General features: G+C 47.9%; 13 protein-coding genes. 2 read left to right on the top strand and 11 right to left on the bottom strand.

Annotated features, from left to right (window positions below):
- Positions 1 to 407: 407 nt before the first annotated feature.
- The 7 genes from FTO70_RS17630 to FTO70_RS17600 form a co-directional block, all read right to left on the bottom strand.
- Positions 408 to 707 (bottom strand): AcrB/AcrD/AcrF family protein, encoded by a 300-nt coding sequence (locus FTO70_RS17630; RefSeq protein WP_369694406.1) that lies wholly within the window; start codon positions 705 to 707, stop codon positions 408 to 410.
- Between the two features lie 11 nt (positions 708 to 718).
- Positions 719 to 1,012, bottom strand: a complete 294-nt coding sequence (locus FTO70_RS17625) for a monomethylamine permease (RefSeq protein ID WP_255337084.1) — start codon at positions 1,010 to 1,012, stop codon at positions 719 to 721.
- Positions 996 to 2,417: an APC family permease gene (locus tag FTO70_RS17620; protein WP_255337083.1), complete on the bottom strand. Its 1,422-nt coding sequence runs from the start codon at positions 2,415 to 2,417 to the stop codon at positions 996 to 998. Before FTO70_RS17620 ends, FTO70_RS17625 begins: the two co-directional genes overlap by 17 nt.
- An 848-nt stretch (positions 2,418 to 3,265) precedes the next feature.
- Positions 3,266 to 3,664 (bottom strand): DUF3467 domain-containing protein, encoded by a 399-nt coding sequence (locus FTO70_RS17615; protein WP_255337082.1) that lies wholly within the window; start codon positions 3,662 to 3,664, stop codon positions 3,266 to 3,268.
- 76 nt (positions 3,665 to 3,740) lie between these two features.
- Entirely contained in the window at positions 3,741 to 6,224 is a 2,484-nt protein-coding gene (locus FTO70_RS17610; RefSeq protein ID WP_255337081.1) for a DEAD/DEAH box helicase, read from the bottom strand.
- A gap of 379 nt (positions 6,225 to 6,603) precedes the next feature.
- Positions 6,604 to 7,377, bottom strand: a complete 774-nt coding sequence (gene mtnP, locus FTO70_RS17605) for an S-methyl-5'-thioadenosine phosphorylase (RefSeq protein WP_255337080.1) — start codon at positions 7,375 to 7,377, stop codon at positions 6,604 to 6,606.
- A 17-nt stretch (positions 7,378 to 7,394) separates the two neighbouring features.
- A complete protein-coding gene (locus tag FTO70_RS17600; protein WP_255337079.1) occupies positions 7,395 to 8,531 on the bottom strand; it encodes a DUF373 family protein in 1,137 nt (378 codons plus the stop codon).
- A gap of 393 nt (positions 8,532 to 8,924) precedes the next feature.
- Here FTO70_RS17600 and FTO70_RS17595 point away from each other — a divergent pair, with 393 nt between their 5' ends.
- Complete coding sequence (locus FTO70_RS17595) at positions 8,925 to 9,245, top strand: hypothetical protein (protein WP_255337078.1); 321 nt, start codon at positions 8,925 to 8,927, stop codon at positions 9,243 to 9,245.
- A gap of 99 nt (positions 9,246 to 9,344) precedes the next feature.
- Here FTO70_RS17595 and FTO70_RS17590 read toward each other — a convergent pair whose 3' ends face one another.
- The 3 genes from FTO70_RS17590 to FTO70_RS17580 form a co-directional block, all read right to left on the bottom strand.
- A complete protein-coding gene (locus tag FTO70_RS17590; protein WP_255337077.1) occupies positions 9,345 to 9,470 on the bottom strand; it encodes a hypothetical protein in 126 nt (41 codons plus the stop codon).
- 29 nt (positions 9,471 to 9,499) lie between these two features.
- Positions 9,500 to 12,457 carry a NosD domain-containing protein gene (locus FTO70_RS17585; RefSeq protein ID WP_255337076.1) on the bottom strand — a complete coding sequence of 986 codons (2,958 nt, stop codon included), beginning with the start codon at positions 12,455 to 12,457 and terminating at the stop codon, positions 9,500 to 9,502.
- A gap of 603 nt (positions 12,458 to 13,060) precedes the next feature.
- Positions 13,061 to 13,522, bottom strand: coding sequence for a hypothetical protein (locus FTO70_RS17580; protein ID WP_255337075.1), 462 nt, complete (start codon positions 13,520 to 13,522; stop codon positions 13,061 to 13,063).
- Here FTO70_RS17580 and FTO70_RS17575 point away from each other — a divergent pair.
- The gene (locus FTO70_RS17575; protein WP_255337074.1) at positions 13,513 to 13,779 is read left to right on the top strand and encodes a hypothetical protein; all 267 of its coding nucleotides are present in this window, start codon (positions 13,513 to 13,515) and stop codon (positions 13,777 to 13,779) included. The genes FTO70_RS17580 and FTO70_RS17575 overlap by 10 nt on opposite strands.
- A 164-nt stretch (positions 13,780 to 13,943) precedes the next feature.
- Here the strand turns inward: FTO70_RS17575 and FTO70_RS17570 are convergent, their stop codons facing one another.
- On the bottom strand, positions 13,944 to 14,684 hold the full coding sequence (locus tag FTO70_RS17570) for a hypothetical protein (RefSeq protein ID WP_255337073.1): 741 nt from the start codon (positions 14,682 to 14,684) through the stop codon (positions 13,944 to 13,946).
- Positions 14,685 to 14,833 lie beyond the last annotated feature (149 nt).

The raw sequence follows: 14,833 nt of genomic DNA, 5'->3' as shown, positions 1-14,833 counted from the left end.
AATTAGAAAGAATGGCCTGAATGCCATGGATGCTATTATAGCGGCGCTCAATGGAGCGCCGCTGTTATCCTGATAATTGCAGATTTTGCTCAAAAAATACTTTTTTAGCAGTGGGCTGAATAGTTACATTATTTCTTTATTTCTCGTGTACAACCTAAAAAATGAGGGTGTTGATATTTGTAGTTCCATTTTAGCATATGCCAATAATTCAACCAAAATCACGAAAATAACTATCATGGGACAGAGACTTATCTGTCACTGCCAAGGGGCAGAGACTCATCTGTCAAATCGAATGTGTTTGATTTTATACCTTAAGTGCGTAAGTCCTATTCTATTTACGGACAGGGGCACAAAAAAGAAAAGTATCCGCCCCGTAATCGAGGCAGACTTCTCGACTCAAAACTGATTCAAGCCTTATAATTTCTCACCGAATGGAAGAGAATGAAGGCAAAGAAGCCCACGATCACAAGCATGAGCCCGAAGTAGCCTACGGGGTCCCAGACAAAGCCTATTCCGGCTCCACCTTCTTCCCAGGAGACCAGGACTGCGCCCTGGAGGGTCGTCGGGACCACGAGGCAGACGAAAGCCAGCACGAAGATGAAGGCAATGTCGAGGGCCTGCATTAGCAGGCTTCTTTCTTTTTTGCTTGAATTTTTGTTTACACTTTTATTTGCACTTACATTTGCACTCTTTTTATTTGCGCTCATGAAATCCCTCCTCAGTCATAATAGCGGAATTCGTGCATGTGCTGCTTTATGGACTGGCGGACTCTCAGGCATCCGATGGTCTCGATGGTGAACATCAGTCCCACGAATAAGAGGTAGACCGGGACCAGGCCGGAGTACTCGGAAAGTACGGGCTTTGTTGCTGAAAAGACCGAGTAGACCAGGAAGAGCTGCACACTGTAGAGCAGGATGAGCATGACTGCGATCAGGACCGAGTCCATGTTCAGCTTGCTGCCGTATTTGCTCTGCGTGGCGGCACTGGCTGCTGTATTACCTGCTGCACTCAATGCAGCTCACCTCCTTTAGCTTCTGATCGGGTGTTTTTTCGGGTTCGGGCCAGCCTAGTTCACTCCAGAGGGGCTCGTTTCCGGACGTGTGTTTGCGCCTGGAAGAGAAATAGAAGTAGGCAATGGTATAGAAGAGGAGCCCGAAGAGCAGGTTGTACCTGTAGCCCCAGAAGAGGGTGGACATGATAAGGATTGCAATCCCGATTGCAAAGTAGGCAATGTAGGGCTGGAGCGGGCCTGCAAAGGGCCTTATCTTGCTTGTGCTTTCCGGGAAGAGCTTTCTGAAGCGGATCAGGGAGAAGGGGATCAGCACGTAGCAGAGCAGCCCCGAGACAATGGAGAAAGTAATGACCTGGTCCAGGAAACCGCTAAACGCAAAGGCAACGGCGATAGGGGCCGTAAAGATAACGGCTTTGTAGGGAGTGCTGTACTTCGGGTGCACGGCTGAAAACCAGGGGGAGACGTATTCGTCCCTTGAGAGAGCAAACCAGGACCTTGAGGCGTCACAGACACAGCCGTTGGCGCTGGCAATGCAGGTCAGGAGGGTCCCGACCCCGAGCAGGGCAACGAAGATGAAAACCCCGCTGTTCTGGGCAGCTTCAAAGAGTGGGTAGACGGAAACACCCAGGGCATCCGTGGGGATAAGCGTTGTGCAGAGGAAAAGCGTCATTGCGGCTCCCACAAGGAGAGTGATCATCCCGGCCTGCTGGCCCAGGGGGACTGCCCTTGAGGGGTGCTTGCATTCTTCGGCACACATGGCTGCCCCTTCGATCCCCAGGAAGAACCAGGGCCCGAACTGCAAGGCCGCAAAAAGCCCTATAAGGCCGTTAGGCATAGCACCTTCCAGCAGGTAGCCAGGGTGGGTCTCTACTGCACCAAGAGCGGTTGCAAAGAAGAAAGTGATGATTGCAAAGAAAGCCAGCATCGTAAGCGCAAAGTTCAGTGTAAGGGCGCCCACGACCCCGCGGTAGTTGATAAAAGTCAGAAGGGCTATCACAAAGAGGGTTACGGGAAAGACCTGGAGCTGGGGGAAGATTTCGGATGCGATGAAAGCAACAACAATCGCATCGGCTGCCTCAAGGGCGATAAATTCCATATATACTGCAAGTCCCACAATTGCCGCAGCCCCGGGGCCCACAAAGAGCCTGGCCCAGTCATAAGGCCCGCCTGCAAGCTTCGTTGCCGAGCCGAGTTCACTTGCACAGAGGGAAATTACGGTGTACATGGTCCCTGCCACCAGCATTGCAAAAAGGGATCCTAAAACGCCTCCCTTTGCGATGGTGAAGTTCCAGCCCATGTACTCCCCTACAAGCACTATGCCTACGCCAAGAGCCCAGACATGGTAAGGCCTGAGGGTTTTTACGAGGCCTCCGGCATGTGAGGTATTTGAAGTCGATTCTGCCATTTTTTTATACCTCCTTTTTCTAAAAACCTATTTTTTAAAAAATCCGTTTATACTCCAAAAAACACAAATTCATTTTTTGGAAACCTTGCTCGCATCCAGAAGGACCCACCCGAAAAGGGCAAAGGCCATAAGGTAGATCAAGCCGTTTATAAGCGTCCAGATATCCATGGATATGCTCCGAATTTTTATTGGGGTGTGTACTTTCGGTCAAATTCTCCATGACGTTTTTTAAAAGAGTAACCTCTTGAAGGGGTCCGAAGCACACTCATTTCACACTTTTTTTGCCATTTTTTATTTACATTTATTTTTGCCATTTTTATAAATGTTAGAAACGTACGGATCTTTTATAATATTAAACTTTACGCTTAAATTTCAAAATTTACTTTCTGTTAATATAGTTATCTCTCAAAACTTCCTAAATAAAAGCAAATTATTTATACTAACTGCCTTAAATGGTAAATTATGATAAAAATTTATTTATATTAGTTATTTCCCAGGATTTCGGCAAATCCTGTGTCGGAATATCTAAAACGCCTGATATCTCTAATGTAAAGTTCCCGGCTTACAGTAAAAAAGGATCTTAAAACGGAGTTTCCAACTTTTGAATTTCAACTAGGATTCTATGAATTCTGAATTTCTAAAGAAGGATTCTGTGAATTCTGAATTTCTAAATAATGAATTTCTGAAGAAGGAATGATAGCCATCGTTCTTCAGAATCTCTTAGAATTTTTCCAGAAGAGGTTTCAACCCGAAATCCTCAACCCGGAATCTTCAACCCGGAATCTTCAGCCCGGAAATTCCTGTTCAAAAGCCGTTACAGGCCTTTTATCAAACCTCGTCGGCCAGGTTCAGATGTAACCCTGGATCTCGGTGCTGTCAGCAACGGGTTTTACAGGCTCTTTCTTGGGCCTGGGGATCGCCCTTGCTATGGGTCCGAACATGGATTCGTATTCGTGGATGTGCTGGGTCAGCCAGCGGTTCAGTTCAAGGGCAGCAACCGGAGAGAGTATGACTTCGGTTTCAACACGCCTTTCGATGACCCTGGATTCGGAAGAGTCCCCAAACATCTTTGGGGTGTCATTATAAAACCCGATCCTGAAGTCGTAGGGGCTGTGCCCTCCTGCGGCTCCGATCGCATAGATCTGCCGGAAGTTATCGGGTTTTACGAACTCAATGGTGATGCCTTTTTTAACCTTTTTTGAAGCTTCGCTTTCTGCATTTTCCCTGGATTCTACATCCTCGGTCATAAAAACTACCTCCGTCGTTGACTACCTGTACTACCTGTATAATTAATACTGATCTGCAAAAACGTTTGCGTTTTTCTCATCCCTGGACTTTCTTTCTAAGATGCCGGGCTTCCTCTGCGATTTCTTTTCTGGAGTGGACCCTGGCGATCAGCTCCACGGCGTCAAGGTTGCGCACCGCGTTGTCCAGGTACCCGAAAACGTCGCCCTGGTATGCGGTAATCCCGTAGCTGTCTTCAAACCGCTTTATGATCCTGGAAGGGTCCAGACCTTCCGTGCGCAGCCTTATTATTTTTTCCGAAAATTTCTGTTCGGCACAGCCGCAGTAGGGAGAATCCCTGCAGGTGCAACTTAAGAAATCCCCCGCAAAACTGAGCATTAGGTTCTGTATTTTTGCGTCAAGCAGGGAGAGGGATTCCCCGTCAAAGATGATATCAAGTCCCGCTCCCTGAAATACCCTGGAGGGCATGTTTACGTGCAGGGAGCTTCCTATCTGGTTTGCATACTTGAAGTAGGCGGCATCGAAAAATTCCAGGTTTGTAACGATATTCAGGGGGTTGTTTTCCGCAAGCACGGCGTCCCGGATCAGGAAGGCTTTCGAGACCGGGAGGAAATGGGCCGCAACGATTTTCCCGAACCTTGTAAGTGCTATTTTGTTTCCTTTTTTCTCCAGGAAGCGATAGCTCTGGAGGCGGGAGACCAGTTTTTCAAGGTCGTAGCTCCCGAACATCAGGCCGTGGATTTTCCTCAGGTCCTGCATGGAGTTGGTCACGGCAACCGATGCGAGGATTTCCTCAAGCTGCTCGGCTTCCCCGTATTCCACCCCTGCGGAAAGCATCTCTCCCTGCAGGAGTCTGATTGCGACTTCTTCTTCCGTGTCGGACTGGGAGCCTGCATAGGATTTTCCGGGCACAGGCATGAGCACCACAACACCCCTGTCGTGGTAGTCGGGCCTGCCCGCCCTCCCGCTCATCTGCAGGAAGTCCTGGACCGAGATCCAGTCAATCCCCATTGCCAGGGACTCGAAAATCACCTGGGACGCAGGAAAGTCCACACCGGCTGCAAGGGCTGCTGTGGTAACGACAACCGGGAGCTGCCCTGTCCCGAAGAGGGTTTCTACCTTTTTCCGCTCATACTGGGAAAGCCCTGCATGGTAAGGAGACGCCTGAATGGACAGGGCTCCTGCAAGCCTGTGGCAGTTTCTCCGGGAGTTTGTAAAAACGATAGTCTGTCCTCTGTGCTTTTTGGAAGAGAGCATGGAGTACTCGTCTTTTGCAAGCTGGGTGATCAGGCGGGACTTTTCGCTTTCCTGGCAGAAGAGAAGGTGCCTGTCGATAGGGACCGGGCGGTGTTCGTAGCGGATCAGCTGGGCCCCAAGTTTTTTTGCATAGGCTGCCGGGTTTGCAACGGTTGCCGAAAGGTAGATGAACTGGGCCTCGGGAGCAATGTAGCGCAGCCTCCCTATAACCCCGTCCAGCCTGTGCCCCCTTTCCAGGTCTTCGAGGATGTGGACTTCGTCAATGACAACAGTCCCGATCTTGCCCAGGAAATCGGCATTTCCGGAGCGGAGCATGTGGTCCACTCCTTCATAGGTCCCAACGATTATGTCCGCGTTCGGGCTGGTCTGCATTTTCACCCGCTGCGGGGTCTTGATGAGGATTGCTCCAATTTTTATGGAAGTTGTGAGCCCCAGCTTTCCGTAACGTTCCGTGAACTGGTCGTACTTCTGGTTGGCAAGGGCAACAAGGGGGACCAGGTAGAGCATTTTCCCTTTTTTGTTAAGGATGTTCTGGACCCCTGCCATTTCTCCTATCAGGGTTTTTCCGGTTGCGGTTGCCGAGACCACGAACTGGTCTTTCCCTTCCAGCAGCCCGGCCTCCACGGAAAGTGCCTGGACCGGGAGCAGGGTCTCGGACTTCTGGAGGAGCATATCCTTGAATTTTTTTACAAGGGGGAGGTTTTTGATCCGGACCGAAGACGCAGAAGGGTTTGTTTTTATGGTGTCGTAACGGGTAAACTCAGGGTCCAGCCTTTCCGGGGTCAGCATCCTCAGGGTCCGGTCCAGGTCCCTTGTTTTTTCCAGGACCTTCTCCAGGAAATCCACGGACTTTTCCCCGTAATTCCCATCGGCTGAACGGATTCCTCTCTGGAGTTCTTCTTTTGCGCACTCCATGCAGATGAGTTCATTATGGAATTTGATGGATTTGTTATTTACAAAGTTAAAGCGTTTGTTTAAAAGGCAGTGCCTGCAGACCTTTACCCTGTCCGCATCTAGCTGAAACCCTTCAAGCATTTTCAGGAAAGCAGCCTCGTTTTCGGGGTCCCCTCCGTCGGCAATCATAATCCTGTTTGCACTGCGCAGGAGCTCTATGAATTTCTGGGGCGGAAGAAATTCTTCTTTTTTATTTTTGGCGGAAAGGAGCCTTATTTTATGAGGGCGAGGGCCTTTATAACTCTCTTTTATAACAAGTTCTGCCACTGAGGTCGGCTGTCTCATCCGATCCTGTATGGTCAATACGGTTACTTTCGATTTTTCAGCGTAGCTGAGGACCCATAGTGTCATTGTTTTTATCCTGATATGTAAATGATATAAGTAGGCTTCCTTTAGCAGGCTTCCTTTAACAGGTTTCCTTTAGCAGGCTTCCTTTAGAATGTTTCCTTTCGGAATTTCAGAAAAAGAACCCGATGTCTTTGAAGCACCGGTCTGCCTTTAAGAATCAGCACCTGAAGTATAACTCTAAGCATATGGTAAATTACAGCGTTCGATTACAGTTTTCGATTACAGTTTTCGATTACAGTTTTCGATTACTGCATTCGATTACTGCATTCGATTACGGCCATCAATCACGGCGTTTAATCACAGGTGCTTTCTTCTACAGGCCTTTCCATGTATATATTTTATCATTCGGTTATTTATATTATTATACGTTTCCCGGCTTTTTTTAAAGGCAGGCGCCTTCCCTTGCAGACCTGCACCTGCAGTTCCGGGTTTTGGGGATGTTTTCTATTACACCCAAGAGGATCTCGAAGATTGAGGCCTGGGCTTTTCCCACTACTTCCGTGACCTCGTCGGCGGTCAGTTTCTGGGTGCTCATCCCGCAGGCCTGGTTCGTGATGATGGCAAGGGACGCATAGCAGAGGCTTAGCTCTTTTGCAAGGGTGACTTCCGGAACCCCGGTCATGCCCACAACGTCGGCAAACTGGCTCATCATGCGGATTTCGGCCCTGGTCTCGAAGCGGGGACCTTCGGTGCAGGCGTAGATTCCTTCCGCATACGGGTGTCCCTGTTTCTCCAGGGCATTCTTGAGCTCTGCTTTGATTTCCGGGCAGTAAGGTTCCGAGACGTCCACATGGACGGTTGAATCGTCGTAAAAGGTTGAGGGCCTGTTCCTGGTAAAATCTATGAAGTCGTCAAGCACGACAAAGCTGCCTACGGGATGCCCGCGCATGGACCCCACCGAGTTTGTGGAGATGACGCGCTCTGCTCCCAGGGCGTGCACGGCCCATACATTTGCGCGGTAGTTGATCCTGTGGGGGGGGATGTGGTTAATCCCGGCGTGCCTGGGGATGACTGCAACTCCTTTTCCTCGAATGTCGGTCACGTAGGCAGTAACTTCTCCGTAGGGAGTCTGCACGGCCCGGCTTTCAAAGTCCCTGTATGAATAACCCACGCCACCGAGCACCGCAACTTCGATATTTTCCACCGCTTCTTCCATTTTGATTTCTCCTTTTTTCACGCAAGTTTTTTCTTTCCCTTCCCTCTCCCTTTCTTTTCATCTTCGAGGTCCGGGCTTGACAGGGAGAGTTTGATCCCTGCAAGGGCTATGAGGACTGCAACAATGACTGAGTAGACAAAATACTGGAGGGCCAGGTCAACATCGCCGGTAAACCTGCCTGAAAGGGAGGCTGCTGCGAGCAGGTAGGTGCTGGCTCCCCAGAAGAGCAGGCCGGTGGAAACCACGAAGAGGGAGATGGAGATATTTTTCTGTATGGGCTTCCCGTCCATCCTGAGGTCGAAAATCTTTCCCAGGCCCGCAAGGAGAAATGCTCCTGCATACCACCAGATGGACGCATTGATGAAAACCGAGATCAGGGTAAGGGTTCCATGGTACCAGACTCCTTCTTCGGAATAAAGTCCCCATACCCTTAAAGCTCCGTAAGCGGTGGCAACAATTCCTGTCAGCACTGCAGCCGTATAGGTGATAAAGACCATCCTCTGCTCCTGAAAAGCGTCCATAAGCCGCTCTTTCTGGAGGGCAACGGTGTCGTCGAGCCCAAAGCCCCTGTACAGCATGTAAACCCCGACGGCAGCAAGGATTCCCACAATTGCCCCTTCCGGGTACTGGGCGAGCAGGAATATCGCATAAATCAGGAAAGCAAGCCCCAGGGGCACGAAAAAGGTCTGGGATATTTTGGGGTCGCTAAAGGCGTGCTTCAGGATATAGTAGGTGCTCTCCAGGTTTTCACTCTGCATCACAACAATGCGCTGTACGGAATCGATTTTTATGCGGGACTGCACGATAGGGACGAGGGTCTCATCCTCTGCCCCGTCCGAGACAAATACGGCCCTCTGGACCTCATGCAACTTGAGGAATGTATCGAGCTGCTCTGCGATTTTCTGGTCAGAGATCACCCCCACGTTTTTGTCCCCGGCAAAAGAAACGATTTCGGCATCAACTCCCTTTGCCCGCAGCTCATCAAGGATCCGGATCCCCCCAAAAATGGTGTTCGTATCCGAGTCCTCAGGGTCGGTTATCCCGAGAGCAACTGCTGCCTCAACGTTTGCCTCCCGCCCTACTATAGGGGTTCCGAGTTTTGCTTTTTCGCCGAGGTCGTTGTCCCTGTCTATGCATATGATTAAGGTCTGCATGGCTCCTCTTTCGTTTTAATGAGGTTATCTCGTGCCTGATTTTAATTCTTTTGATAAGTTGGATTTGCCTTACTCTTTGCCAGCATACTATTTCAATTTATACTTTAATAATAAATCCGGTCTGCAAAGGTTTCTTCCGGCACCCCTCCCCAATCTCCGGTCCGGAAGCCCTGATGATCTATTTTTATATGTTCTTTCCAAATGTTTAAACTATTGTTGCATGAATTTTTTCTCAGTAACGTTTTTTCCGTTATTTATTTTTTTCTCGAATTACAGAATCAGGGTTTTTCGGGATAGTTTTTATATTCCGGTTTCTAATTAATAAATGCAGAAAAAATAACGATTTTTAAAGACGATTTTCAGACAATTTAAAGACAATTCTGGGGGTTTAATATGGCAAAACTAGCGGAAACTGCAGAGAAAGGAGCTGAAACCGGAAAGAAGGGGTTGGGGCTTCAGGAAAGGATTGGAAAGCTTGGAGATGACCTTGATTCCCTTGCAAAGAAAACAGGAAGCGAAGCTTCTAAGCTGGCAAAGGGCATAAACGAGGAAATCAAGTCCCTTTCCGGGGAAATCAAGTCCATTGATGTGAAGGATGAAGTCAAAGGAATAACCGGCAGGGTTGAAAAACTGGTCGACTCCACCGGAGACGCTGCAAAAAAGCTTTCTTCCGAGATCAAGGAAGATATTAAAAAGTTAATGGAAAAAATCTGAGGAATCAGAAAATAAGTAAAGATGAAAAAACAAGAAGAGAGAAAATAAGAAGAGATGAATTAATAAGAAAAGGAAAATGAGAAGACAGAAATGTCTTCTCTATATTCCGTTTTCTCTTTTTGTTTCTCTTTTTGTTTCTCTTTTTGTTTCTCTTTTTGTTTCTCTTTTTGTTTCTCTTTTTGTTTCTCTTTTTGTTTCTCTTTTTGTTTCTCTCTTTTTTCTCAATCTCTGGTTTATTTTCTTTCAGGAACGGCTCACTTAAACATTCCTTTTCTTACGAAGAAGACTGAGGCCAGGATTCCGAGTGCTGCAAAGGTGCCTTCAAAGCCCGGTGAGCTTTCGGATTTCTCATCCTTTGTCTGCTCTTCTCCTGTTATGGTTTCGCTTTCATCCTCTTCAACCGGATTTATTACTTCAGCTTCTTCCGCTGCTCCGGTGTTCTTCTGTTCTCCTGTGATTGCATAGAGGGAGAAGCCCGGGGTTTCTGCACGGAAGTAATAGAACCCGTCATCCTCTCCGGTCATTTCGGTGGGAAGAGCGTTCCATTTGTCGTTGTTGTACCTGTTCAGGGCAATTGTTGAGGGGTCGATTCCGTTTTCTTCCGCCCAGCTCTTCGGGACCCTGAATTCGATGTATCCTCCGTCAAGGTTTTCTTCGAAGCGTTCGTTTCCGATAGAGATCTTCATGTGCCTGTAGACTTTGCCTTTCGGCTCATCTACGCTTCCGCTGTTTTCTTCATCGGCTCCTTCGACTCTTACTACAACCATTCCGGAATACCCTTCGGACTCAAAGCCGACTCCGAGCACCCCATTTTCCGGGTTCTGGAACTGGAAATGGGTTTCCGTGCCTGCAACGACCTTTTTCTGCACAGCGTCAATAGGTCCTGCATTGTCTCCCGAAGGGGCGGGGATGTAATTCGGGGAACTCCTACTTTCTCTCACATGTTCGGGTTCAGGTTCGGGTTCGGGTTCCGGGACTTCTATAAGCGGGAAGTAGTCGACATTTTCCCCGTCTTCGGTGACATTGTATGCGGCGTCGCAGATGCCGTCTTCGTCTTCGTCCTCAGCCGTCTGGGAGAAACCGTTGCCTTCGGGCGTTGCCCAGAAGTTTCCTCCGAGGTAGGGACCTCCAACAATGTTTTCTCCTTCTGTCAGGTCTATGTTCCAGACGTTGGGGGCATCTATTCCCAGCAAGGGGGGCAGTGGGTTTTCGTCGAGGTAGGTGTTATTGATGTTGTTGAAGTAGTTGTTGTATATCGTGTTGCCTTCGGAGTCTGTCAAAGACAGCCCTGAGCCGCTGTTATTTTCGATGGTGTTTCCGATCAGGTTGTTATCATAGGAGTTTTCCAGGTAAATACCGGCACTGGGGTACTCGCTGCTTGATGTGAAAAGATTGAATAATTTACTGAGGTCAAAACCCAGTTTGAATGTGGTTTTCTCGGAGTTCTTCTTGCAGCTCTCCTTATTGCTCTCCTTATTGCTCTCATCCGAAGCGGTCAGGGATACCCTTTCAATTCCTTCTTCTATGTACCCGTTCGAATCAACGGTATTATCCGTCACGTTGTTCTCTCCGCACTCGGAGAGGTAGATGCCTGCAACTCCATTCTGGTCGGCGGTGTTTCCTGAAACTTCACTTTCATAGATGTAGCGGAGCAGGATCCCGCAGTATATGTTTCCGCTTGCGGTGTTGTTTATAGCTGTGTTGTTGTAAGGAGTTTCATAGCAGCTTCCGAGGAAAATTCCGTTTTCATTGCCGTTTGCGGTGTTCCCTTCTACATAATTGTTCGAACCCTGCAGACGTATCCCGTTGCACCCATTGTAATTCACGATGTTATCTATCAGGGTAGTGAATTCTGCATCTGAATCATCAGTGGCTATCCCTGTACCCCCGTTATAGCTCACGTTGTTGCCTATCAGGGTGTTGTGGGTCCCGTCGATTTCAATACCCTTGCACTCGTTGTAGGTCACGGTATTGCCGATCAGGGTGTTGTAATTACATTCGGAATAGAGGTCAATTCCTTTTGAATAGGAGTCGTTTACCGTGTTGTAACTCAGGGTGTTGTTGGAACTGTAGTATAAGTTGATTCCTTTTCCATCAGAGGTTTCAAGCACGGTGTTCCATGTCACGGTGTTGTTGTCGGCTTCACACAGGACGATTCCGGGGTACTCGTTGCAACTTGCATTGTTGCTGCTTATGTTGTTGAACTCCGACTCGTAGAGCCTGATACCCTTGTAGTTTTCGTTTGCAGTGTTGTCTGAAATGGTGTTGTTATCCGAATATTCGAGGTTAATCCCTTCGTCCCCACAATAATATACTTCGTTGTCAAGGATCTCGTTTCCGTTCGAATACTCCAGGTAAATTCCCTCGTTATCGCTGTCGCTTGCGTTATTTCCTGAAATTGTGTTTCCTGAGGACTCTTCCAGGTAAATCCCGTACTCGTTGTTCGACAGGACGTTGTTTTCAATGATTGAATCGTTTGTCCTGTACAGGAACAGCCCGTAATATCCGTTTTCCAGGGTCAGGTCGCTTACCGTTACGTTCGAGCAGTTGACCAGGTAGATCAGGGCCGGGTCGTCGAAGTAATCCGCAGGGACGTCGGACATGCCAACCAGATAATAGATGGACTTCCCGTAAGCAAGGTTGCTCGTGTCTATATCGTTTTCCAGGTACTGGCTGTACGAGTGGTAAAGGGGATAGGTATCGTTCAGGATGTTGTTTCTCAGGTAATTGTTCCCGGAAGCCCCGAAACTTACTCCGAAGATGCAGTTATCGATGCTGTTGTTGACGATTACGTTGTTATGGGATTCCGCGTGTACGCCTGAATTGGGACCATAATATGCCGAGCCGTCCATCCCGAACCCGCGAATCGTCACGCCGTTCGAAGCGAGGTAGAAACAGGGATTGCTGGAAGGAGTCATGACGATGGTGTCTTCAGGGTTTCCGGACACGGAGACAATGCTCAGACCGTCTCTGGCCGAAGCTACGTTAACGCTTTCCGTGTATGTTCCGGGGTAAACGAAAATTGTGTCTCCGGGGCCCGCATCGTTTACTGCTGCCTGGATCGTTGAATAGTTGCCTCCTATCCCGTATCCGTCTACATAAAGCGCGGTTGGAGGGGCTGTTGCCGCGGGCACTCCTATCAGGAGCACCACGAGCACTACAAGTAACTTTGGTGTTGTATTGTTTTTCTTTGCCAGCTTCATCACACCCATTTTTTTAAAATGGATCTTTTTTATTATCACACAAATATTTTTTAGGGATTATTCTCTAAAATTAATATAATCTATTATATTACTAATAAATAAATATAAGTGTCATATAGCCTTATGTCATAAACATATTTTTGTTGTTTTCACTCAAAAATCCTGTCTCCAAAAGGATTTCGACTTACTCAAAAAAGGATTTTAAAGGTTTTATTTTGAATTATAAAGCTTTAGAACCTTTTAAATATATATTTTCCATACGGGCAGTGGATAATTATTTAATTCCAAAGGCAGGTTTTCATCCTGAAATTAAGGAAACAATAAGTTGTAATTTTTACTATAATTTTTACAGAAGATTTCCGACAGTTTTAACGAAAAAGGTTCACTTAAAGGGTCCACTTTTATTGAAAGCAGTTTCCAGTTACTTGCTATGGAAGAAGCCTACCTGTCAAAAGGGTTTGTCTGCATGAGCGGGGAAAAGATGTTGGCGCCCGAGGGCTCAGTAATCATATGAGAGGTTCGTTTGCAGAATGGGGAAAAGAGATTAATTCCCGCGGGCCGGTAAATGAGGATTGGCATTTCAGGTTCTACTTCTGTTAATCGGTTTTCCTTTCAGGATAGCTCCCTTACTGCTAAAAGTGCCCCTTTTTTAAGCAGTCCCCTTGCCTCAATGTCCAATTTTCCATTGTTAAGGGCCTCAACAAAGGTATCGAGAGGGTTTCCGGAATACATTATTTCCCTGAACGTGGCTTCATTGCCATATACCGAAACAGAGGCATCCACATCTTCGCCTGATGCTAGTTTTCTAAACTCGACAATTCTCCCGTTTTCCGTAACGGCTTTGATCTGCAATTTGCTGCCGTCCTTCATTTCAATGTCCAGAAGGATGATGTCATTTCCGGCAAGTTTTTTCAGGGGGGCGGGAACTTCATCGATTCCGCTGTTATAGTAGCCCACAGCCTTCTCTATCTGGCTGAACAGGTCTTTTGGTTTTGGTTTTGCTTCTGCTTTTCCGGGGTTTGCGCTGCTTTGAGCTGGTCGGTTCCGGGAAGAGGGCATGTTTTGTGATTGCATCTGCATACCCGTGTTTTCCGGGGTTTGATTTTTATTTTGGTTTTGATTTTGGTTTTGGTTTTGGTTTTGATTTTGGTTTTGATTTTGATTTTGATGGCTTCTGGAAGTGTGGATCAGGAGCTTATCAAGCCCGAGTCCGGGCAGCACCGGAAAGACAGGTTGCGGTTCTGTTCCTGAAACCCGGGCTTCAGGGCCGGGGTTTTCGCCCTGTGTACCTGCACTGCATATCAGGACCTGTGAATTTAAAAGGCCGGTAAGAGAAAAGACCAGAAAAAGTATTGCAAGCAAACGCTTTCTTCTTTGAAGCATGAAATGAGTTACGAGCTGGACCTATATAAGTGAATTCAGGGTTATTTATTTTGCAACCCCGGAGCATTGCAAAAATCGGGTCCAGGCTCTTCACAGTTTTGCTCTTTACAGTTTACTTCACTACAGGGGAAGCCTCCCTGTCAAAGGGGTTCGTCCGCATGGACAGGGAAAAGAGGTAGGGGTAATTGTCTTTCAGGTACTCCATGTAGGCGACCCACTCGTAGACAAGCAGGCTGTACACTCTTCTTACATCCCCTTCCAGGTGTTCCAGGTCGCTTGGGGGGAGTTCATCCAGGTCTTTCCGGTTCAGCAGTTCTTCTGTCAGGTGGAAGGCTGCCCTCAGGAGTTCGGTAAAGGTCTCGTGTTCAAGCATCACCGGGTTTTCAAGCAGGCGTAGGAGGGAGTCGTTTCTCTGTTCAAGAAAGTCCCGCAGGCCCGGAAGGTCAAGAGCTCCTGCCCTTATTGCGTAATCGTAATTCTTCAGCCTCCGGCTCACGTCCGAAAACTCCTTTTCGCTCCAGTCCTTTCTCACGATCAGGTACTTCCTAATCTCCTCAATCCCAGGGTCTGCCTCTGAAAAGAACGCCAGCAGCCGGGTCCCGGTCTGGCTGAAAAAGGTCCCTATGACCATGTTCAGCTTCTCGATCCTGTTGCTTTTTTCCATGTCGTTGAGCAGCTTGTGGATGACCAGCGTGACCAGGAGGACATTTATGGGGAGGAATGCCAGGTTCCCTACAAACATGGAAAAGATGCTGCCTGTGTCACCCATCAGCAGGTATTCGATGAAATAGAGGATTACTGAGCTTGCTACGAGTGAGAATGCAAAAAGCCGGTAGAGTTTCCTGTCATTCATGCTGGTGTTTCCTGAATTCCGGTTATTACATCGGGAGCGCGGAGGGTCACGAATACCCCGTCCTTTAGGTCGGGGATGAAGTGAACCCTCGCACATTTTTTGTGCTCCTTTAAATTGATAAAACATTGCTTCTTTTTAAAATGAGGTTG

Source organism: Methanosarcina sp. KYL-1 (assembly GCF_024372725.1).
Lineage (GTDB): Archaea > Halobacteriota > Methanosarcinia > Methanosarcinales > Methanosarcinaceae > Methanosarcina.
Note: the sequence above shows the minus strand (reverse complement) of the source record. Positions and strands in the feature narration are given on the sequence as shown.